Consider the following 21238-nt stretch of genomic DNA (forward strand, 5'->3'; position numbering starts at 1 on the left):
GATTACACCTGCTGCTGCCAGCCAAGCGTGCGCATGACATCACTGAACACACCGGCAGATGTCACTGCGGCACCTGCGCCGTAACCACGCAGCACAAAAGGTATTGGCTGATAATAACGGCTATGGATCGCTAGCGCATTTTCACCGTCTTTCACTTTCGCCAGCGGATGAGACAGGTCTAAGGCTTTTATTGCAACTTTACATTTGCCCTCAACAATCTCACCGATGTACCTGAGCACTTTGCCTTCTGCCGCGGCTTGCGCTATGCGCTCAGCAAAAGCACTGTCTAATTGTGGCAATTGCGCTATAAAATCATCTGTAAGCGCATTTTGGGCGAAACCTGCAGGTAATACCGACTCAACCTCAACATCACTTAACTCCAGCTTCATGCCTGCTTCCCGGGCTAATATCAGCAGCTTACGGGCAACATCCATACCGGATAAGTCATCACGCGGGTCTGGCTCGGTAAAACCCATCGCTTTTGCTTTGCGGGTAACCTCTGACAACGACACACCCGCTTCCAGTTCACCAAAGATATAGGACAGCGAACCGGACAATATACCTTCGAAGGCAACCAGTTCATCGCCGGCGTTAAGCAAGCCCTGCAGAGTGTCAATGACCGGTAAGCCCGCACCGACGGTTGTTTCATATAAAAATCTGCGCCGGTGCTGCTGCGCAACATGCCTAAGCTGCTGATAGTAAGCCAGCGACGCGGTATTGGCTTTCTTATTAGGGGTGACCACATGGAAACCGGCCGCCAGAAAATCGGCGTATTGGGCCGCAATCTGCTCTGAACTGGTGCAATCGATCAGTACCGGATTAGTCAGGTGCTGCTGCTGAGCAAACTGGCTCAAGGCGGCTAACGAAAACGGCTGATTCACACCTTGCAACTGTTGCTGCCAGTGTTGTAAATCAATACCGTCGTTGTCCAGCAACAGTGCCTTGCTATTGGCGATCCCATAAACCGTGACTTTTACCTGCCGGCTGTGTAAAAACGCCTGCTGACGCTGAATTTGTGCCAGTAATTCGCTACCGACTACGCCACAGCCAACCAGAAATACATCAATGCTCGGGATATGGCTGAAAAAGTTCTCATGACACACCTTCACCGCATTTTTGCAGGCCGCCTGCTCCACTACTGCAGAGATCGACCGTTCACTACTGTCCTGCGCTATTGCCACCACGTTAACTCTGGCTTGGGCCAGCGAGGCAAAGAACTTCGCCGCCACACCACGGTGCTGACGCATGCCATCGCCCACCAGACTGACGATAGCCATGTCAGATAAAATATTCAGCGGGCGCAACAGGCCGGTTTGCAGCTCAAGCTCAAACTCCTGCTGCAGTGCTTTTTTAGCGGCACTCAGGTGCAGTTGCGGCACACAAAAGCTGATACTGAACTCAGAAGATGATTGGGTAATCAGACTAACCGATATTTGCGAGCGCGCCATAGAGGCAAATACCCGGCTGGCCATGCCTACCACGCCTTTAAGCCCCGGTCCGGATACTGTTATCAGCGCCAGATGTTCCAGGCTGGAAATCCCTTTAACCAGTGCATCACCTTCGCCGGCGTTATCAATACAAGTACCCGGAGCCGATGGATTAAGAGTATTTTTGATATAACAGGGAATATTGTAACGAGCCAGAGGGCCTATCGTTTTCGGGTGCAGCACCTTGGCACCAAAATATGACAGCTCCATTGCCTCATCATAAGATAAGCGGTCAATCAACTTAGCATTTTTAACCTGCCGTGGATCTGCGCTATAAACACCATCGACGTCAGTCCAGATCTCGCACGCCTCAGCGCGGATACTGGCAGCGACCACAGCACCGGAATAATCAGAGCCATTGCGCCCCAGCAGGCAGGTTTCGCCCTGAGCATTACTGGAAACAAAACCCGCGATGACATATACCTGCGCATTCTGGGCGGCAATCGCCTGAGACAGTGTTACCTCAGAGGCTGCAACATCAGCAGTGGCATTTAAATAGTCACCACTACTTTTAACCAGCGAGACAGCATCTAACGCCACTGTTTGTACCTGACTGGCGTTTAGCATCGATGTCATCAGTGCCACACTAAACTGCTCTCCAAGACCCAGGATCTGCGCTTTGATATGATCCGGGCAGTGTTTTAGCAGTGAAATACCGGTTAGCTGAGCATCCAGCTGCGCTAACTGCTGTAGCGCAATTTGTTGCACCTGCTCTAATGTCGCTGCGGGAAAAGCCGCTGCTGCATCTTCAGCTAACTGCTGATAACGTTGCTGAAGCTGCTGCAGTACAGGCCTGAAATCAGAGCCAAGATAGGCTAAATCGGTCAGCTCAACCAGGGTATTGGTGACACCTTGCGGTGCAGATAACACCAGACATATACGATCCGTAGTAGTCAGTTGCTGGACAATTTTTGCAACCTCGGCAAAACGCTGAACTGACGCCAGCGACGATCCACCAAACTTGAGCACTCTCATTTTAAACTCCTTGCGCATAATTAATTGTTATTGTCCGTTATCGTACTACCTGGTTAAGCAACAATAGCCCCGTATGCCGAAGCCAAAAAAAAGACCCGTGACATTTGAGGTCACGGGTCTTTTTCAAAGACAACACACCGCCGACCTCCTACCCCGAAGGGGTGGTGGTAATAATAATGGTGGTGAGTACAGTCGTTTTTATTTTCATGGCTTTCACTATGCACAGACTTTTAGACGTCTGTCAATGGCTAATTCTTGCAAGCGGCTATTTTACCTGTTTTAGATAGACTTCAGCAGGCTCCTGCCAGGCTACAACTCTGTTGCGCCCCTGACGTTTCGCGTTGTACAACGCCATGTCAGCCTGCTGAATAAGTTCGTCCGCCGTCTGACCTTTATAGCTGCTGACGCCTATGCTTACCGTAACGTTAAGGGTCTGGCCATTAAACAGCAGCTGATGCTCTGCCACCGCTTTACAAATACGGTTGGCGACCAGAACAGCCCCCTGCAAATCTGTTTCAGGCAATACCACACCAAATTCCTCTCCGCCGTAACGGCCAAGTAAGTCAGTATCACGTAGCAAAGCACCAATGACAGCAGAGAGCTCAACCAACACCGCATCCCCGCCCTGGTGGCCGTATTGATCATTCAGCTGTTTGAATTTATCAAGATCAAACAGTAGCAGCGCTAAAGAATGCTGATAACGAACAGCCCTTGCGACTTCGTAACCCAGCTGTTGCTGCCAGTAACGGCGGTTATAGACACCGGTTAAGCCATCAGTACGATTGGCCAGCTCTAATTGGGCCATGCTTTGCTGCAGCTGAAGCTGATATACATAAGCGTCTGTAGCGTCTTCAATCAGCATGCAGACGTAGTGTGAAACGCCATCCGGCGCGGTAAGCGGTAGCATAGTGCAATTCTGAGCCATATAGAGGCTGTCACTGCTAAGCGGGCGAAGGTGCGGTAACTTCAGAATATATTGCCGTTGTTCCCAGCTACTAAATGCCGGAGCCTGTAACGACAACACGCCATCTAATTTACGTTGTAGCCAGGCTCGGGGTAAATCATCAAACACATCGTATACCAACTGGCCCTGAGTATGCTCAAGCCGCTTGTCCGCCCGTCGGGCAATAAATTGATTGAAAAACACTATCTGGTGCTGGTCATTCAGCACCAGCACTCCGGTATTCAATTGGGCAAGTAGCGGTTGCAATAACCAGTCTAACTGCATCAGAAGCTAGCCAGAATTTGATCCAGTATTAAACGCAGCCGCAGTACTGCTTCACCTGGGATCAGTAAAATCATGTCACAATTAAAGCTATAGTCGGTCAGCTGATAACGGATATCGACCTGCAACGCCAGCTGCCATTGCTCTGCTGTAGAGGCAAGTTTTTCCGCAAAGTGCTTATCCCGGCTGGACAAGATACGCGGAGCGGCGTAGGAGAAACTATTGTCCAGCTGTTCTGCCAGACCATTAAGAAATGTAGTCGTTAATACTGAGCTGATATCCGTTAGCATTTCTGCTTCTGAGCTGTCATCATCGCTGTAACCCAGCAATTTAGCGATCACGCCGACATTCTCCAGCTGATACAGCATGATGGTTTCACCACGCAGTCCCTGATCGCCAAAAAAGCCAAGACTAATCATGGTGACACTTTGCTGCTGATGCCGGTCGGCGAAATGCTCAGGCAGCTGCTCCGTCTTCACCAGCTTAATAGCCGGCACCTGCAAATGCACCAGTGTATTAAGATAGCGCGCCAGCTTATCGCTGGCTAACCCCATAGCAACATTCACCAACTCTTGCAGGCAGTCGCGCTGCTCTTCACTAAATTGGAAATCTGTCATATTAAACCGTACTTATGCATCACATCGGCCAGCTTCGCTGCGCTGGCAGGTTTCTGGATAAACGCCAGTGCCCCCAGCTCCATTACCCTTTTTTGCATCTCCGGCTGAATATCCGCTGACACCACTATCACCAGACAATCCATGGCGTCTGCTTTGATAGCTTCCAGCACACCTATACCGTCAAGTTCCGGCATCGTTAAGTCGAGAAACACCAGCCCTATCTCCTGTGAGCGTAACGTGGCTAACGCCTCAACACCATTGCTGGCGGTCACAATATTGGCATCGAACTCTGCGGGAAGGGACTTCTTTAATTGGTTGCGGGCGAGTAAAGAGTCATCACAAATTAACGCGTTTAAAGCCATGTCTGCTGCCTGTTTGTTATAGTGGTTCTTGGCAATATCTGGTCAAAAAATATATACATTACGCCACTATAAAGCAATATCTACGCTATAAATAGCCCAGATCCACATGCGCTATTTGCAAACAGCCGGTTATTGGTTATCGTAGAGCCATAAAAGCAATTTTAATTCGCCACAAGGTACCTTCATGCAGCACAAAAGCTTATCCCGTAAGCTATTAACCAAAGTATTGTCGGTCTACTTCATCCTGACATTTGTGGTTACTCTGGGGCAAATTGTTGCTGAGTACTTTAATACTAAAGATCATATCAACGGCGAACTGGAAACACTGCAACAAACGTTTTCCGGCAGCCTGACCCGCGCCATTTGGGAGCTTAACACCCAACAGGCAATGATTATCGCTGATGGCCTGCTGGCCATCCCGGCGATAGAAGGCATTATCGTTCGAGATGACAGCGGTGCCGTCATTACGCAGCTTGGCCGTTATATCAATATCCAGGAAAGATTCAGTACACAGTTGGTACGTGAAGGTGTAAGGCTGACTGAACAACAATCTGGCATCTTTGGTTACACCTTTCCGCTTATTTTTGAATTTTCGGGCCGTGCTACCCAGGTAGGCGATGTCACGCTGTTTTCAAGCCGGGCGGTAGTTATAGACAGGATAAAGGTGGGTATTTACTTTCTGGTCGGTAACGCGATGCTCAAAACCACCTTTTTGATCATTTTGTTTTTGATGGCGTTTCGCAAGCAGCTGACATTACCACTGACTGAGCTGACACAACAGATTGAAGATTTAGAACTGGATCAGCTTGATGGCGCCAAAGTGGAAATTCAGCACGATGACACCTCTGAGCTGAGCGTAATGGCTGACGCCTTTAACCGGCTGATTGGCAGGGTTCAGGATTATAAGAATCAGCTAGAGACAACACAAAAACAGTTACTGCTATCTAATGAAAAACTGGATCAGCAAAATCTGATGCTGGAGCAGGAGGTTGCGCGTAAAACATCAGGTTTAAGCCAGGCAATGATGGATCTGCAGCAGCAAAAACAAGAACTTGAAGTTAAACAACAAAGCTTACGTGAAGAAATTGAACGTCGCCGTCATACAGAAGGCGCGCTGCGTGGCAAGCAAACTGAGCTGGAGAAAATTGTCGACGATTTAAAACAGGCGCAGGATCGCTTAGTGCAATCGGAAAAAATGGCTGCACTGGGCGGTCTTGTTGCTGGCATAACACATGAAGTGAACACCCCGGTTGGTATTGGCGTAACAGCAACCAGTTTTCTGGCTGAGAAATTACAGGCATTGTCAGTAGCCTACGCAGACAAAACGCTGACACCTAAAATGCTTGAGCACTTTATCGAAGAAGCAAGCCAGGGCACCGAACTGCTACAATCTAACCTCATACGTGCTTCAGAGCTGATTGCCAGCTTTAAACAGATAGCAGTGGATCAAACCAGTGAAGCCGTGCGTACTATTAATCTGGCGGATTACCTGCACGAAGTTATCCGTTCATTGCAACCTAACTTTAAAAAGACCCACCATCAGATTGAAGTTAATTGTCCGGACAATATCGTGCTAAGTTGCCCTGCCGGTGCGATCTCACAGATTTTTACCAATTTACTGATGAACTCCTTAATTCATGGATTTGAAGACATGGAAGATGGTTTGGTGCGCATTACCGTGTTAGATGAAGACGATAATGTTGACATTAAATACAGCGACAATGGTAAAGGCTTAAGCCCAGACCAACTGGAGAAACTGTTTCATCCTTTCTTCACTACCAAACGTGATCAGGGTGGCAGCGGCCTGGGTACACACATTACCTATAACCTGGTGCGCCAGACGTTAGGCGGTAGCATTCAGGTAAGCAGCGAACCCGGTAAGGGCCTGCATTACCATATTTGCTTTCCAAAAAACCTGAAAATCCAGAGCTAAACCACGTTATACTGCCTGCCGAGTTTTTTTGTGTAGGTTAAATTATGTGGTTTAAAAATATCCGGGTTTACAAACTCAGCGCGCCGTTAAGCACAGATCCCGCCGTTTGGGAGCAGGCGCTGGCAGAATTCAAATTCACCCCGCTCACTGCACAGGAAGCGGTCAGAAGCGGTTTTAGCTTTCCCCTGCATGCCAGCATTAAACAGTATTGTCATGCTTGTCAGCATTTGTTGTTTTTCGCACTGAAACGACAGGAAAAAATATTGCCTGCTGCCGTGATTAACGAAGAAATGCAGCCGAAACTGGAAGCAATGGAGCAGGAAAAGGGCCGCCCGCTGAGCCGTAAAGAGAAACAAAGCCTGAAGGAAGAATTGCAGCTGAGTTTGCTCCCCCGGGCATTTAGCCGTTCCACTCTGACCCAGGGTTACTACGATCCAGAAAATCAGTGGCTGGTCATTAACAGCGGTAGTGCTTCCAAAGCTGAAGACGTACTGGCATTGCTGCGTAAAGCGCTCGGTTCTTTGCCAGCCCTGCCCTGGCTGGACAACCATAAACTCAATACACACCTGCAGTTATGGCTGCAGAATCAAGCGCTGCCACAAGGGTTTGTGCTTGGTAGTGATGCTGAGCTAAAAGCGCCGGATGACGAAGGCGCGAAAGTAAAGTTCAGCAACCATTTGTTAAGTGCTGATGAAGTGCAAAGTCATTTACAGGATAAACTGGTTACCAGCATAAGCCTGGAACAGGCTGACGCCATTTCTCTGGCCATAACTGACGACGGCGCTATTAAACGCATTAAGTTTCATGATGTGCTGACCGGCCAGAATGATGAACTCGGCTGGGAAGATTTAACCGCCCGCCTTGATGCCGATTTAATGCTGATGGCATCTGCGCTAAACCAGGCCTTACTCAGTATCAGCCAACAGGTTGGCGCCGCAGAGTAAAGCTGCAGCTTAACTGAACATTGCCCTGACATCCTGATATACGGTTTGTATGTCAGGATGTTGCATAAAGTCAGGTTGCGGCACCAGCTGCAAATTCACATAATAGGCTAACAGCCGCTGCTGTAAATCCTTGTCACTGTAACCATCCCTGGCTATTACGGCCAGCCTGATAAAATCTGTGTAACCCGGGCCTGGCTTTTCAGGTTGCAGCTTCTGCCAGTTCAGTGCAACCTGATGAAAAGGTTCATCAAAACTCCAGGCAAACAGGATTCTGACACTGACATCTGTTGCCAAACGTGTAGCTATAAATAATAAGAAGCGTGAATCCCCTAATAAGTCCTGTTGCCGTTCAGCTTCGGTAATAAGCGGCAAAGCGCCAATGTTATGCACCAGCGCCATCAGCGTCAGCACATCTTTATTTAAGCCCGTTCTTGTCACCCGTCCGTTGTAATAGGCCAGGCATGCCGCTGCAATACAGGCCACATCGATGCTGCTTTGCCAAAGCATATCCAACTGCTGCTGCACTTGTTTGTGTTTTGATACAAACACCTGCTCCAGCGCCATTGCCACAGCTATATTACGGATTTGGCTAAGACCAATGCGTGTGACGGCCTGGTTCAATGTGTTGACCTTGATAGAACGCCCCATAAAAGCACTGTTCGCCACTTTAATCATTCTGGCTGCCAGTGCCGGATCCTGGGCAATAATATCGGCCATTTCAATTAAGCTGACATTTGGATCAGCAGACCGTTGTCTGACCTTCAGTGCTATATCCGGCAGTGTCGGTAGCACCAGCTCATCGTGTTGGATTTTATGCTGCAGGATCTGCAGTAACTGCTGCTGTGCGGTCATTCTATCTCCTTAGCACGCCAGAATCATTGAGCAGCAGGCACATGCCGGCTGATGATCTGCGCCATAGCACCGAGTAATGTTTCAGATTCGCCGGGCAGTTGCTTGTTGGCACTGCGCTCCAGTTTGCCCGCCAGTTCAGTCAGTTCAGGGTATCCCATGCTGCCTGCACTACCTTTGAGACTGTGTGCAGCATAAGCCAGATCTCGCCAGCGCAAAGCGTTAAAATGCTGCTCTAGCTCAGTCAATAGTTGTGGTAACTGAGCGGTGAATTGCTGCTTAAGCGCCAACATCTGTGGGTCAGAGGCGAGCTGCTGCGCCAGTGTATCGGCCTGTAATGTTATACCTGAGCCATACTTGGTCAATATAGCCAACAAATCGGCCTGAATCACAGGTTTGGGTAAAAGCCCCTGACAACCAGCCTGTCGGTAACGCTCTAAATCTTCCGACATCACGTTAGCTGTTACCGCAATAACGGGTGTATCTATACCGGCATGGCGGATAAGACGGGTAGCTTCTTCTCCTCCCATTAGCGGCATCTGCATATCCATAAAAATCAGGTCAAATTCCTCCGCCAGTGCTCTCTCAACCGCTTTGTGGCCATTATCAACCAATTCAGCGCTGGCATTAGCTTTTTCCAGCATCAGTTGCAGTAGCAATTGATTATCCGGGTTATCTTCGGCGACCAGAATATGCAGCTGATGTTGTGCTACAGCTTGCTTTGTATCAGCACCGCTTGGTGTCGTCTCTTTAACATAGCTATCCAGCAATAGCGTCTGAGCCGAGCTGCAATCAAACACCAGCTCAAAACAGCTGCCAATACCTTTGACACTCTCCACCCGAATGTCACCGTTCATCTGCTGCATCAGCTTTTTCGATATACATAAGCCGAGCCCTGTACCGCCAAAGTTGCGGGTTACTGTGGCATCGGCCTGGACAAAGGGTTGAAAAATGCGGCTGAGCTCATCGGCAGTCATGCCTATCCCGCTGTCTTTAACTTTAATGGACAATTGGCTGGTTAACACGTCAAAGGACACATCAATGATAATCTTGCCTTTCTGCGTGAATTTGACAGAGTTACTGGTCAGGTTTAATAGTACCTGGCGAAATCGCAGTGCATCGTTATACAGTTTTGCCGGCAACGGGAAATGTAAATTCAGTAAGCACTGTAACCCCTTACTTTCCGCCTGGCTTCTGGTCAGTAAAAACACGTCTTCGATTAGCGTCAGACAATCGAATGGTTCGTAATTCAGCTCCAGCTTTTCGGCTTCAATTTTTGATAGGTCCAGAATATCATTGATCAGATTAAGCAGATGATCGCCGCTTTTTAACACCCGCTGCAGATAATCCTGTAGTTTACTGCTATCACGCTCACCTTGTGCCTGCTCAGAAAAGCCGATAATAGCAGTAAGTGGTGTGCGGATTTCATGGCTCATATTGGCCAGAAACACACTCTTGAGCCGGTTCGCCTGTTCAGCCGCTTCCCGGGCCAGAATAAGTTCCTGGTTGGCGGCAGCGAGATCGTCGTTGGCCCTTGCCAAATCTTGCGTCCGGCGCAACACCTTGTCCTCCAGTTGCTGCTTATACGCCCGTTCGCGCTCACGATAGACCCTAAGCTGACGAACCATCACATTAAACGCAGCAAACATATCACCGAGCTCATCCTGCTTTTTCACTTCCAGCAAGGTGGATAAGTCTCCACGGCCCACTGCTGTTTTTGCAGCCGTCAGTTGCTTGATAGGTTCAAAAATGTTGCGGATCAGCAACCAGTACGCCAGCAAAGGCAAAATCAAGCTCACCATCACGGTTAACAAGATCAGCACCAGTGATAACGTACGCTGCTGGCGGGAGATTTCGTTTTCATCTAAGCCATAAAGCAGCTGGTAGCTTCCCGGCAAACTCTTGCCCAGCAACATACGCTGCTGCCCCAACAATAGCTCTGGTGAAAAGGTGTTTGCATCGATACTGCGCTGTATAGCTCTGAAGTTGGTCGGTGCAAAAGCACTGCCAATCAGCGCCGGATTATCAGCATAAGTAATAGTAGCCGCTTTACTGATCAGTAAAGTGACACTGTTAGGGGTATGGCGATAGCTGACAACTTCAGCAAAGATATCGGGGTTTACCACTATCACCAAATAACCCCATAACCGCCTGGACTCTGTTACCGAACTACCATAAAGCTTATGGGCGAAGAATAACTGTAGCTTTTTACTGTCTATGTCCTCCGCCAGAAAGTACCCTTCTTTATCGACCTGCGCTTGCAGTGACGAAAAATACTCATTACGAAACCGGTTTGGCAGCGTGGAATATTCTGTTCGGGCTGGCAACTGCAACTCATAATCACCGTTGAGATTGATCAATTTCAGTGAAACAATTCTGCGATCCGTACTGACAAATTGCTTAAACTGCTGTTCAACGCCACTAAGGTTGTCTGAAGAGGACTGCTTAATATACTGCTGTAACAAGGGACTTTGCGCCAACATTGCCAGACGGATTTGCTGCTGCTGCAAGAAATCACTTAACTGCAATTGCTGTGATGTTAACGCCTTGTCAGCCTGAAAATAGGCCTGTTGCTGAAGATAGTCTTTACTAAACTGGTACGCCAGATAGCCAAATGCCATTACCGGTAGCACCAGCAACGGCAACATATAAGCTACTAGGGTCTCACGTAATTTCATCCTTGTCCTGACGTGTCTGCTAAGCAATGCTCAGCACGTTAATATACTGCTACAGCATAACCAGCATACATCACTGCGACAAGTACTAGTTTAAGCGCAGGCATCAATACGACCCAGTATCTTATTCCCAGATAAATTTGCTAAGAAATACCAGCGCAAGCACCCAAACACTCAGTGTTGTTTGCTGCAATTTACCGGTCAGCAAACATAACAGTGCATAAGTAATAAAGCCCATACCTATGCCATCGGAAATAGAAAATGTCAGCGGCATCATAATCAGAACCACTGATACCGGCACGGCCTGAATAACATCGTCCCATTGGACGTGCTGCAAACTGCTCAACATCAGCGTTGCAACGTACAACAGTGCACCTGCAGTGGCATATGCCGGCACCATCGCCGCCAACGGAGCGAACCACAGTGCAGCCAGAAACAGGCCTGCGGTAACAACAGCCATCAGGCCAGTGCGTCCACCTGCTGCAACTCCGCTTGTGCTCTCCACATAGCTGGTCGTCGTCGATGTTCCCAGTAATGCCCCTGCGATACTGGCTGAGCTGTCAGCTATCAGCGCTTTACTTAGATCAGGGACTGCTCCGTCTTTCTGCATCAGGCCTGCTTTGTGAGTAACCGCAACCAGCGTGCCCGAGGTATCAAACAAATCCAGAAATAACAGGCTAAGAATAACGGGCAACATACTAAGTTGTAATGCGCTGGCAAAGTCCAGCTGCATAAAAGTCGGCAGCAATGACGGCGGCACAGATATCACACCGCTGTATTTTGTATCCCCCATCAACAACGCAGCGACAGTCACCAACAAAATACTAATAAGTACTGCACTGTGCCAACCCCGGTGCGCCAGCGCAAAAATCAGGAAAAAACCTGCAACGGCTACCAGAACCTGGGGGCTGTGCAGATCACCCAGCTTCACCAGCGTTGCCGGACTAGCGACAATAATATTGGCAGTTTTCAAGGCGATTAGCGCCAGAAACATGCCAATCCCCGCAGCAATCCCCATCTTTAATGGCAATGGAATGCTGTTGATAATCCATTCCCGTATCTTAAAGATACTCAGTAACAGAAACAGGCAGCCAGAGAAGAAGACTGCTGCCAATGCAGTTTGCCAGCTATGCCCCTGCTCCAGCACTATCACATAAGTAAAAAAAGCATTCAGCCCCATACCCGGAGCCAGCGCGACCGGCAAATTTGCCAGCAGCCCCATCACCAGACATCCCAGAGCTGCAGCCAGGCACGTGGCTACAAACACCGCACCATGGTCCATTCCAGCCTGAGCCAACATCGATGGGTTAACAAACAGTACGTAAGACATCGCCATAAATGTTGTAATACCGGCGACGACTTCCCGCTTCACTGTTGTACGGCGCTCAGTCAGCAAAAAGAATTTATTCAGCAAAGGCCTTTCCCCGAAAAAACAAAAAAGCTGGCAACACGCCAGCCTTTCATTTTACTAAAACCGAACAATCAGACAATTTTATTCTGTTGCCAGAATTTTTCCTTTTCCATGCGTTTTTGTCTTTTTTCACAAGGCTTATCGCAATCGCAGGCTTTTTCGATGCCAATTTCGCCGAGGCCACCACAGCTACCGGCAATAGTCTTGCGCTGCAGCAGAAAGCCAGAGGCCATTGCTACCACTACCAGCAAAAACAGGCCAAAAGTCAGTAAAAATAGGGTCATAGCTGCCTCCGCTTACTCAGTCAGAAAAGGTTTAAACGCGTCCGATGCCAGCTCAGTAAAACCATCTTCGGTTTTCACTACCAATAACGCAGCAATATTATACCGGTTTGCAAAAGCAATTGCTTCCTCTGACGGCATAACATTTAGTGCAGTAGCATAACCATCTGCCGTCATACACGAGGGATGTAGTACAGTAGCTGACACTGTCTTATGTTGTATCGGCTGCCCACTACGAGGGTCGATAAGATGGGAATACCGGATGCCGCCCTCTTCAAAGTAGTTACGGTAATCACCCGACGTAGCAACGCCCATATCACCAGTTTGCAAAATGCGCTGTACCGAGCGCTCGGCATTAACTGGTTTCTCAATCGCAATCTTCCAGGGCTGCGAGTCTGGCTTATTGCCTTTTATCCGCATTTCACCGCCGATTTCAACCAGATAATTATCGATACCATTATGCTCCAGAATCTCAGCGACTCTGTCTACCCCATACCCTTTAGCGATGGTCGATAAATCGACTGCCAACTGCGGCACTGATTTAGTCAGGCCGTCAGCCGATAATGTCAGCTTCTGATAACCTACCACTGAGCGCGCGTTATCAATATCAGCCTGATCCGGTGCGTGCTCGATGCGGCCATGGGCACCAAAGCCCCACAGCTCAACTAAGGGTCCGACAGTAACATCTAATACACCATTGGTTTGCTCAGCAAGACGTAATGCTTCAGCCACCACTACCCGTGTCTGTTCTGACAATGGAAACGCCTTGCCAGAGTCGAAACGGTTGAAGCGCATTAGCTCAGACTCTGGCCGGTAAGTTGACATCAAATCATTGACCAGTTCTAACTCGGTATCAATTTGCTGTTGTAGTGCTGCGGTATCCAGCTCGTGTGCGCTGTATAGCTTGACGACATAATAGGTTCCCATCGTGCTGCCATTAAGCTGTACTTGTTCGTTACCAGGCTTAGCCGGGCTGCACGCAGTAATGACGCTTATGATGATGCAAATAAAGCAGAGTTTGACAGAAGAAAGTGTATGCATAGCAGTTCCAGATAGCAGAAGGGGCAGCCTTGCGGTCGCCCCTTTTGTTGTCACATTAAATATTAGCCGCCGAAGTCGTCTAACAGGATGTTTTCATCTTCAACGCCAAGATCTTTAAGCATATTGATCACGGCCTTGTTCATCATCGGAGGACCACACATGTAGAATTCGCAATCTTCAGGTGCTTTATGGTTTTTCAGGTAGTTCTCATAAATGACGTTATGGATAAAACCGGTATAACCGCTCCAGTTGTCTTCCGGCTGCGGATCAGACAAAGCAACATGCCATTCGAAGTTGTCATTCTCAGCCGCCAGCATGTCAAAATCTTCCACATAGAACATTTCACGCTTCGAGCGGGCACCGTACCAGAACGTGATCTTACGCTTCGACTTTAACCGACGCAGCTGATCGAAAATGTGTGAACGCATTGGCGCCATACCAGCACCACCACCGATAAATACCATTTCTGCTTCGGTTTCTTTGGCGAAGAACTCACCAAATGGGCCGGAAATCGTCACTTTATCACCTTTTTTCAGGCTCCAGATAAAGGATGACATCTTACCACAAGGCAGCGTCAGGTTATTTGGTGGTGGCGTAGCGATACGCACGTTCAGCATGATAATGCCTTCTTCTTCCGGATAGTTCGCCATTGAGTAAGCGCGGATAGTTTCCTCGTCTACTTTTGACTCCAGGCTGAAGAAGTTAAAGCGTTCCCAATCACCACGGAATTGCTGCGGAATATCAAAATCTTTGTACTTAACATGGTGCGCAGGTGCTTCAATCTGAATATAACCACCGGCACGGAACGGAACCGATTCGCCATCCGGGATCTGCAGCTTAAGCTCTTTAATGAAGGTCGCTTTGTTATCGTTAGAGATAACTGTACACTCCCATTTCTTGATGCCGAAGATTTCCTCTTCAACTTCAATTTCCATATCAGTTTTCACGTTAACCTGACATGACAAACGGCAGCCTTCGCGCGCTTCGCCTTTAGTGATATGGCCCAGTTCTGTTGGCAGAATTTCGCCGCCACCTGATTTAACATGCACGCGGCACTGACCACATGAACCACCGCCGCCACAAGCTGATGATAAGAAGATCCCTTTATCAGCCAGCGCGCCTAACAGTTTACCACCAGCTTTGGTTTTAATCGCTTTACTCGGGTCACCATTAATGCCGATGGTAACGTCACCTGAGGCAACCAGCTTAGATTTAGCCGCTAAAATGATAACGACTAACGCCAGAACCACCAGGGTAAACATGCCAACGCCAAGAAATATGTCTAAATTTTCCATCTTGTCTGCCTTTACCCCTTACAGTGAAACACCAGAGAAAGACATAAAGCCTAACCCCATTAAGCCAACCATTAAGAAGGTAATACCCAGACCACGTAAACCGTGTGGAATATCTGCGTATTTTAACTTCTCACGAATACCTGCCAGTAACGTAATAGCCAACATCCAGCCAATACCACTGCCGATACCAAATACCACGCTCTCGCCAAAGTTGTAGTCGCGCTCAACCATGAAAGCTACCGCACCGAAAATGGCACAGTTAACCGTGATTAGCGGTAGGAAAATACCTAAAGCGTTGTACAGCGCCGGGAAGAACTTATCTAAAATCATCTCCAGGATTTGTACTAACGCAGCAATAACGCCGATATAGGTTAAGAAACCCAAAAAGCTCAGGTCAGCTTCCGGGAAACCGGCCCAGTCCAGCGCACCTGGCGCCAATAAGTTTTGGTATACCAGATTGTTCACTGGTACTGAAATACCTAACACCACTGTTACCGCAACACCCAGACCAAAAGCCGTGGTGATTTTTTTCGATACAGCGATAAAAGTACACATCCCAAGGAAGAATGACAGTGCGAGGTTTTCAATGAAAACCGCACGAACGAATAAACTAATATAATGTTCCATCTAATTCTCCTTAGGCCTTCTCTACCTGTTCGGTACGGAAGGTGCGCAGTATCCAGATAAAGCAGGCGATGATGATAAATGCGCTAGGTGGCATTAACAGTAAGCCCATAGGCTGATACCAGCCGCCATCTTTTACCAGAGGTAAAATTTCAACACCAAATACTGTGCCCGAACCGCCCAGCTCACGAATAAAGGCAACCGTCATCAATACAACGCTGTAACCTAAACCGTTACCGATACCATCGAGGAAACTGATACCCGGAGCGCTTTTCATAGCATAAGCTTCTGCACGCCCCATTACGATACAGTTGGTAATAATCAGACCAACGAATACCGACAGTTCTTTTGCCACATCATAAGCAAAGGCTTTCAGTAACTGGTCAACGACGATTACCAAAGATGCGATAATTGTCATCTGCACAATAATACGCACGCTTGATGGAATATGATTACGGATCAATGAAATAAAGAAGTTTGAAAAGGCCGTTACCAAAGTAAGTGCAATACACATTACCAAGGCTTTATCCATTTTCGTCGTTACTGCCAGTGCAGAACAAATACCCAGTACCTGCAATGCAATAGGGTTATTGGCAAAAACCGGCCCGAAAAGAACCGTTTTAATCTCTTTTGCGTTAGCCATTGTTTAATGCTCCATCGCGAACTTTGGCCAGGAACGGGGCAAAGCCCTTAGCACCTGCCCAGAAATCGAAAGTATGCTGTACACCGTTACTGGTTAATGTCGCACCAGATAAACCGTCTACTTCAAAAGCAGAATCTGCACTGGCGTTGCCAGGCTTAACCACTTTAATAGCAGGCTGGCCTGACTGATCCAGTAGTTTCTTACCAACGAATTGCGCAGACCATTTCGGGTTCTGTACTTCACCACCTAAGCCAGCAGTTTCACCTTGCTCGTAGTAGTTCAGTCCCTGAATGGTAGTACCGTCCGGCCCTAACGCCAGGAAGGCATGCATGGTAGACCACAGACCATAACCGTGAATTGGCAGTACTATTGCAGACAATTCACCAGACTCAACACCGTTTTCATAAGCAAAGTAAACCGGTGCTACGTTAGCACGGGTTTTAATTGAGGCAATATCCTCATCTCCCGATAAACGCTCGCTGGTAGCAGGGTCTTTCATCGCTTTGCGGTAGTCATAATCTTTTGGCTTATCAACCAGCTCACCGCTGTCTAAATCGACAAAACGTTCTTCAATATGCTTGCTGTATAAAGCAGCAATGTCTGAACCTGACAGTAAGCCTGTTACAGCCAGCACGTTTTTCTGGGAGTCCAGCAACTTATTTGCAGTTTGTTGTGGGCGTAGTTGTACAGCAGCAGTAGATACGATAACTGCACACACCAGACATAAAGAGATGACTACAATCAGCGTTTTGCTGATGCTATCGTTATTACTAGACATTACGTGCCAGCCTCCGCTTGATATTGGCCTGAGCCACGAAGAAATCGAATAGTGGTGCAAACAGGTTTGCAAACAGTATTGCTAACATCATACCTTCTGGGTATGCAGGGTTAACTACTCGGATCATCACAACCATGAAACCGATAAGCATACCGTAAGCCCATTTACCTTTGTCGGTGAAAGAAGCAGATACCGGGTCAGTCGCCATGAAGAACATACCGATGGCAAAACCACCTAATACCAGATGCCAGTGCCAAGGCATGGCAAACATAGCATTAGATTCTGAACCAATGGCGTTGAACAGATAAGATGTCAGCACCATACCCACCATTACACCGGCAACAATACGCCAGGATGCGATACGGAAGTAAATCAGTGCCAGGCCGCCAACTAACAGCGCCAATACTGAGGTTTCACCAACTGAACCCGGGATAAAACCATAAAACGCATCCCACCACAGTTGCATGTTAGAGGCATAGTCTAAATCACCCGCAGCGGCTTTACTTAACCAGGTTGCGCCTGAATAACCGTCAGCGACAGTCCAGACCGCATCACCGGAAATTTGCGCCGGGTAAGCGAAGAACAAAAATGCACGGCCAGCCAGAGCCGGGTTCAAGAAATTACGGCCTGTACCGCCAAACACTTCCTTGGCAATAACCACACCGAACGTGATACCTAAGGCAACCTGCCACAGCGGAATAGTGGCTGGCAGAATCAATGCAAACAGGATAGAGCTAACGAAGAAACCTTCGTTGACCTCATGTTTACGCACAGAGGCAAACACGACTTCCCAGAAGCCACCGACTACGAAAGTGACAGCATAAATCGGCAGGAACCATACAGCACCGTACCACATTTTACTGCCCCAACCCGATGCAGCACTTAAGTCACCACCTAAAGCATGGAAAATAGCAACCTGCCAGGTGTCTGGTGTACCAAAACCGGCCTGCAGTGCAATAACAGCCTGATGACCTACGTTATACATACCAAAAAACAGAGCTGGAAACAGTGCCAACCAGACAAAAATCATGATCCGTTTCAGATCGATACTGTCACGTACGTGCGTACCGTTCTTGGTAACCAGACCCGGAGTATAAAGAATAGTGGCAACAGCTTCATACAGCGCATACCACTTCTCATATTTACCGCCCTTCTCAAAAGACGGCTCAATGCGCTCTAAAAAATGCTTCAAACTCATGATTAGCCTTCCTTCTGAATGATCGTCAGGCAGTTACGTAAAATGGTGCCGTAATCATACTTGCCAGGGCACACAAAGGTACATAGTGCCAGATCTTCTTCGTCTAATTCGAGACAACCCAATGACTGAGCACTGTCGGTATCACCCGAAATCAGATCCCGTAGCAATAACGTTGGCAACATATCCAGCGGCATAACACGCTCATAGTTACCAATAGGCACCATGGCACGGGAAGAGCCGTTGGTTGTCGTGGTCATGTTAAATAAGCGCTTAGGGCTCAAATGAGACAGATAGGCACGAGTTACTGAGAACTTGGTTGCACCAGGTGCAATCCAGCCTAAAAACTCTTTATCGTAGCCTTCAGCCAACACCGACAACTGAGTATGGAACCGGCCAACATAGCCATGCACACCATGAGCTGTAACGCCAGACAATACTGAGCCTGAGATGATACGATTCTGACCGTCAGCCAGTTCACCTGCTGTCAGTTGAGCAACAGAGGCTCCCTGTACAGTTTTAACTAAACGAGGGTTATTCACTGCCGGGCCAGCCAGAGAAATAACACGTTCGCTGTGCAGCTCGCCGGTAGTAAACAACTTACCGATAGCAATGACATCCTGATAGCCAATGTGCCAAACCACTTTCTTCGCGCTGACAGGGTCAAGCAAATGAATATGGGTACCAACCAGACCGGCCGGATGCGGGCCATCAAACTCGGCAACTTCTGCTTTGCTCACTGTCGGTACATTTGCACCAGCTTTTTTCGACAAATAAAGCTTGCCATCCGTCAGTGCCGTCAGAACCGTCAGACCCTGAGTAAAGGCTTCGCTGTCAGCCGCAATAACAACAGCCGGGTCTGCTGCCAGCGGGTTGGTATCCATTGCATTGACGAAAATCGCACGAGGTGTGCTATCAATTGCCGGAGTCTGGCTGAAAGGACGGGTACGAAATGCCACCCAAAGCCCTGAGTCAACCAGGTTCTGTACGACCTGTTCGCGGTTTAATGTTGCTAACTGATCAGCGCTATACTTGGCGAACTGAACAGCATCATTGCCAGAGGCTTCAATCACCACCGACTGGAGCACCCGCTTCGCACCACGATTGATTTCCGTGACCGTACCCGCCAGCGGTGCAGTAAACTTCACACCTGGTGTCTTTTTGTCTTCAAAAAGTACCTGGCCTTTTTTTACCGTATCACCAACTTCAACCGCCATCGTCGGACGCATACCAATATACTCTTCGCCTAATACAGCGACAGTGGTAATGGCATTGCCCGTACTGATCTCTTGTTTAGGACTGCCCGCCAGGGGAATGTCCAAGCCTTTTTTGAGTTTTATCATACGTACTTGCACTACTATTTTGGGAAGAAACAGGGCCTAGTTTTTCAGCTGCTCTGAGCGCAGCGCATCCGGCGTTTTTTATTCAGCATCAAATACTGTTTATTTTTGCGACAGATACACGTATTAAAGTCGCGGATTCTATCATCATTACCGCAGCCTATCTATGCTATTAGATAAATTTTCCAGCAATCCGGCTGGGCAATTCCGCCATTGGTCTAACCCGACGGCGCGGCGACTTTAGCTCGTTACCAACGCAAATTCTAGTCAACTTTAGTCCATTCGCAGATAAACAAAAGCCGCCCAACGGCGGCTCTAATATTTTATCCGGCGATATTATGCAGTGGCACCATAGGCGATACGTCTGCATCATAATCAACATGGTTGTAACCAAAGCCAAATAGTCTCAGGAATTCATTATGATAGCCTTTGTAATCAGTCAGCGTATCGATAGTGTCAGTGGTTACCTGGCCCCACAGATCTTTCACAGCTTGCTGGATATGCTCACTTAATTCTTTGCCATCCATCCGCAGACGACCAGCATCATCCATCAATGGTGCATCACTGTATAAGCCCTGGCGGAATAAACCATTAATCTGCTCAATACAACCTTCATGTGTGCCCTCTTCTTTCATCACCCGGTACAACAATGAAATATAAAGCGGCATGATAGGAATGGCAGAACTGGCTTGGGTAACTAACGCTTTAAGCGATGCCACGTAAGCCTTACCTTTTTTTGCACTTAGTTTATCAGTAATAGCTGATGCAGCCCGATCCAGATCTTCCTTGGCTTTACCAATGGTAGCTTTACCGTATATTGGCCAGGTTAATTCTTTACCAATGTAGGTGTAAGCAACAGTCTGGCAGTTATCTGCTAATACGCCAGCAGCATTTAGCTGATCCAGCCAGCGCTCCCAGTCTTCGCCACCCATGACTTTCACTGTCTGATAAATTTCATCGTCGTTTGCTGGCTCTACGGATACTTCTTCAATTTCACGCTTGCTGGTGTTCAGTGTCCGGGCTGTATATGACTGACCGATGGGTTTTAACACTGAACTGAAGACTTCGCCGCTAACAGGGTCTTTACGTCGTGGTGCGGCCAGGCTGTACACCACCAGATCAATCTTACCCATTTCTTTGCTGATAATATCAATTGCCTGACTTTTCAATTCATCAGTAAAGGCGTCGCCATTCAGGTGTTTATTCCATAAACCAGCAGCATTTGCCGCCTGCTCAAAAGCCGCAGTGTTATACCAACCCGCAGAAGCCGTTTTGTTCTCTGTTGGCTCTTTTTCAAAGAAAATACCTAATGTTTTCGCTGCTGAGCCAAAAGCCGCAGTAATACGTGAAGCCAGGCCATAACCGGTTGAAGACCCTATAACCAGGACATTTTTAGGCCCGTTAGCGACGGGCCCCAGCGCTTTAACATACTCAATTTGTTCTTTTACGTGCTCGGCACAGCCGACAGGATGAGCGTTTGTACAAATAAAACCACGAATTTTCGGTTGAATAACCATGACAGCTCCTGCTGTTGTATCGACAAAATTGACGCTAGTGTAAAAC

At 48.1% G+C, this 21238-nt stretch carries 18 protein-coding genes; 2 read left to right on the forward strand and 16 right to left on the reverse strand.

Annotation, left to right across the window (positions count from 1 at the left end; genetic code table 11):
* Positions 1-2: 2 nt before the first annotated feature.
* The 4 genes from thrA to LHL18_RS11600 all read right to left on the reverse strand — a co-directional run bounded on the left by thrA (position 3) and on the right by LHL18_RS11600 (position 4666).
* Positions 3-2462: a bifunctional aspartate kinase/homoserine dehydrogenase I gene (gene thrA, locus LHL18_RS11585; protein WP_134051773.1), complete on the reverse strand. Its 2460-nt coding sequence runs from the start codon at positions 2460-2462 to the stop codon at positions 3-5.
* Positions 2463-2727: 265 nt separating this feature from the next.
* Positions 2728-3690, reverse strand: a complete 963-nt coding sequence (locus tag LHL18_RS11590) for a sensor domain-containing diguanylate cyclase (protein WP_226767209.1) — start codon at positions 3688-3690, stop codon at positions 2728-2730.
* Positions 3690-4304 carry a chemotaxis protein gene (locus LHL18_RS11595; RefSeq protein ID WP_134051779.1) on the reverse strand — a complete coding sequence of 205 codons (615 nt, stop codon included), beginning with the start codon at positions 4302-4304 and terminating at the stop codon, positions 3690-3692. The genes LHL18_RS11590 and LHL18_RS11595 overlap by 1 nt, the downstream gene beginning before the upstream one ends.
* Positions 4301-4666, reverse strand: a complete 366-nt coding sequence (locus LHL18_RS11600; protein WP_134051783.1) for a response regulator — start codon at positions 4664-4666, stop codon at positions 4301-4303. Before LHL18_RS11600 ends, LHL18_RS11595 begins: the two co-directional genes overlap by 4 nt.
* A 184-nt stretch (positions 4667-4850) precedes the next feature.
* Here LHL18_RS11600 and LHL18_RS11605 point away from each other — a divergent pair, with 184 nt between their 5' ends.
* Both LHL18_RS11605 and LHL18_RS11610 read left to right on the forward strand, forming a co-directional pair.
* A complete protein-coding gene (locus LHL18_RS11605) occupies positions 4851-6599 on the forward strand; it encodes a sensor histidine kinase (RefSeq protein WP_134051786.1) in 1749 nt (582 codons plus the stop codon).
* Positions 6600-6643: 44 nt separating this feature from the next.
* A complete protein-coding gene (locus LHL18_RS11610; RefSeq protein WP_226767210.1) occupies positions 6644-7543 on the forward strand; it encodes a recombination-associated protein RdgC in 900 nt (299 codons plus the stop codon).
* A 9-nt stretch (positions 7544-7552) separates the two neighbouring features.
* Here LHL18_RS11610 and LHL18_RS11615 read toward each other — a convergent pair whose 3' ends face one another.
* From LHL18_RS11615 to fabV, 12 genes are all read right to left on the reverse strand, one after another.
* On the reverse strand, positions 7553-8395 hold the full coding sequence (locus LHL18_RS11615; RefSeq protein ID WP_134051792.1) for an HDOD domain-containing protein: 843 nt from the start codon (positions 8393-8395) through the stop codon (positions 7553-7555).
* 23 nt (positions 8396-8418) lie between these two features.
* Positions 8419-11070, reverse strand: a complete 2652-nt coding sequence (locus LHL18_RS11620; RefSeq protein WP_226767211.1) for a hybrid sensor histidine kinase/response regulator — start codon at positions 11068-11070, stop codon at positions 8419-8421.
* 121 nt (positions 11071-11191) lie between these two features.
* Positions 11192-12481, reverse strand: a complete 1290-nt coding sequence (locus LHL18_RS11625; RefSeq protein WP_226767212.1) for an NCS2 family permease — start codon at positions 12479-12481, stop codon at positions 11192-11194.
* Positions 12482-12549: 68 nt separating this feature from the next.
* Positions 12550-12762, reverse strand: coding sequence for a (Na+)-NQR maturation NqrM (gene nqrM, locus LHL18_RS11630; RefSeq protein WP_134051802.1), 213 nt, complete (start codon positions 12760-12762; stop codon positions 12550-12552).
* Between the two features lie 12 nt (positions 12763-12774).
* Entirely contained in the window at positions 12775-13800 is a 1026-nt protein-coding gene (locus LHL18_RS11635; RefSeq protein WP_226767213.1) for an FAD:protein FMN transferase, read from the reverse strand.
* 62 nt (positions 13801-13862) lie between these two features.
* Positions 13863-15095 (reverse strand): NADH:ubiquinone reductase (Na(+)-transporting) subunit F, encoded by a 1233-nt coding sequence (gene nqrF / locus LHL18_RS11640; RefSeq protein WP_226767214.1) that lies wholly within the window; start codon positions 15093-15095, stop codon positions 13863-13865.
* An 18-nt stretch (positions 15096-15113) separates the two neighbouring features.
* Complete coding sequence (gene nqrE, locus LHL18_RS11645; protein ID WP_134051808.1) at positions 15114-15722, reverse strand: NADH:ubiquinone reductase (Na(+)-transporting) subunit E; 609 nt, start codon at positions 15720-15722, stop codon at positions 15114-15116.
* Between the two features lie 10 nt (positions 15723-15732).
* Positions 15733-16362, reverse strand: a complete 630-nt coding sequence (locus tag LHL18_RS11650; RefSeq protein ID WP_134051810.1) for an NADH:ubiquinone reductase (Na(+)-transporting) subunit D — start codon at positions 16360-16362, stop codon at positions 15733-15735.
* Positions 16355-17140, reverse strand: coding sequence for a Na(+)-translocating NADH-quinone reductase subunit C (locus LHL18_RS11655; RefSeq protein ID WP_134051812.1), 786 nt, complete (start codon positions 17138-17140; stop codon positions 16355-16357). The genes LHL18_RS11650 and LHL18_RS11655 overlap by 8 nt, the downstream gene beginning before the upstream one ends.
* Positions 17133-18338, reverse strand: coding sequence for an NADH:ubiquinone reductase (Na(+)-transporting) subunit B (locus LHL18_RS11660; RefSeq protein ID WP_134051814.1), 1206 nt, complete (start codon positions 18336-18338; stop codon positions 17133-17135). The genes LHL18_RS11655 and LHL18_RS11660 overlap by 8 nt, the downstream gene beginning before the upstream one ends.
* 2 nt (positions 18339-18340) lie before the next feature.
* Positions 18341-19678 (reverse strand): Na(+)-translocating NADH-quinone reductase subunit A, encoded by a 1338-nt coding sequence (locus LHL18_RS11665; protein ID WP_226767215.1) that lies wholly within the window; start codon positions 19676-19678, stop codon positions 18341-18343.
* A gap of 320 nt (positions 19679-19998) precedes the next feature.
* Complete coding sequence (fabV, locus tag LHL18_RS11670) at positions 19999-21192, reverse strand: enoyl-ACP reductase FabV (protein WP_226767216.1); 1194 nt, start codon at positions 21190-21192, stop codon at positions 19999-20001.
* Between the last annotated feature and the right edge of the window lie 46 nt (positions 21193-21238).

The organism is Rheinheimera aquimaris (assembly GCF_020531985.1).
Lineage (GTDB): Bacteria > Pseudomonadota > Gammaproteobacteria > Enterobacterales > Alteromonadaceae > Alishewanella > Alishewanella aquimaris.

Coding starts and splice junctions, on each gene's coding strand:
- LHL18_RS11605 (WP_134051786.1), top strand. CDS start 4,851: ATGCAGCACAAAAGCTTATCCCGTAAGCTATTAACCAAAGTATTGTCG.
- LHL18_RS11615 (WP_134051792.1), bottom strand. CDS start 8,395: ATGACCGCACAGCAGCAGTTACTGCAGATCCTGCAGCATAAAATCCAA.
- LHL18_RS11660 (WP_134051814.1), bottom strand. CDS start 18,338: ATGAGTTTGAAGCATTTTTTAGAGCGCATTGAGCCGTCTTTTGAGAAG.
- LHL18_RS11590 (WP_226767209.1), bottom strand. CDS start 3,690: ATGCAGTTAGACTGGTTATTGCAACCGCTACTTGCCCAATTGAATACC.
- LHL18_RS11665 (WP_226767215.1), bottom strand. CDS start 19,678: ATGATAAAACTCAAAAAAGGCTTGGACATTCCCCTGGCGGGCAGTCCT.
- LHL18_RS11595 (WP_134051779.1), bottom strand. CDS start 4,304: ATGACAGATTTCCAATTTAGTGAAGAGCAGCGCGACTGCCTGCAAGAG.
- LHL18_RS11600 (WP_134051783.1), bottom strand. CDS start 4,666: ATGGCTTTAAACGCGTTAATTTGTGATGACTCTTTACTCGCCCGCAAC.
- fabV (WP_226767216.1), bottom strand. CDS start 21,192: ATGGTTATTCAACCGAAAATTCGTGGTTTTATTTGTACAAACGCTCAT.
- LHL18_RS11650 (WP_134051810.1), bottom strand. CDS start 16,362: ATGGCTAACGCAAAAGAGATTAAAACGGTTCTTTTCGGGCCGGTTTTT.
- LHL18_RS11610 (WP_226767210.1), top strand. CDS start 6,644: ATGTGGTTTAAAAATATCCGGGTTTACAAACTCAGCGCGCCGTTAAGC.
- LHL18_RS11635 (WP_226767213.1), bottom strand. CDS start 13,800: ATGCATACACTTTCTTCTGTCAAACTCTGCTTTATTTGCATCATCATA.
- thrA (WP_134051773.1), bottom strand. CDS start 2,462: ATGAGAGTGCTCAAGTTTGGTGGATCGTCGCTGGCGTCAGTTCAGCGT.
- LHL18_RS11620 (WP_226767211.1), bottom strand. CDS start 11,070: ATGAAATTACGTGAGACCCTAGTAGCTTATATGTTGCCGTTGCTGGTG.
- nqrF (WP_226767214.1), bottom strand. CDS start 15,095: ATGGAAAATTTAGACATATTTCTTGGCGTTGGCATGTTTACCCTGGTG.
- nqrM (WP_134051802.1), bottom strand. CDS start 12,762: ATGACCCTATTTTTACTGACTTTTGGCCTGTTTTTGCTGGTAGTGGTA.
- LHL18_RS11655 (WP_134051812.1), bottom strand. CDS start 17,140: ATGTCTAGTAATAACGATAGCATCAGCAAAACGCTGATTGTAGTCATC.
- nqrE (WP_134051808.1), bottom strand. CDS start 15,722: ATGGAACATTATATTAGTTTATTCGTTCGTGCGGTTTTCATTGAAAAC.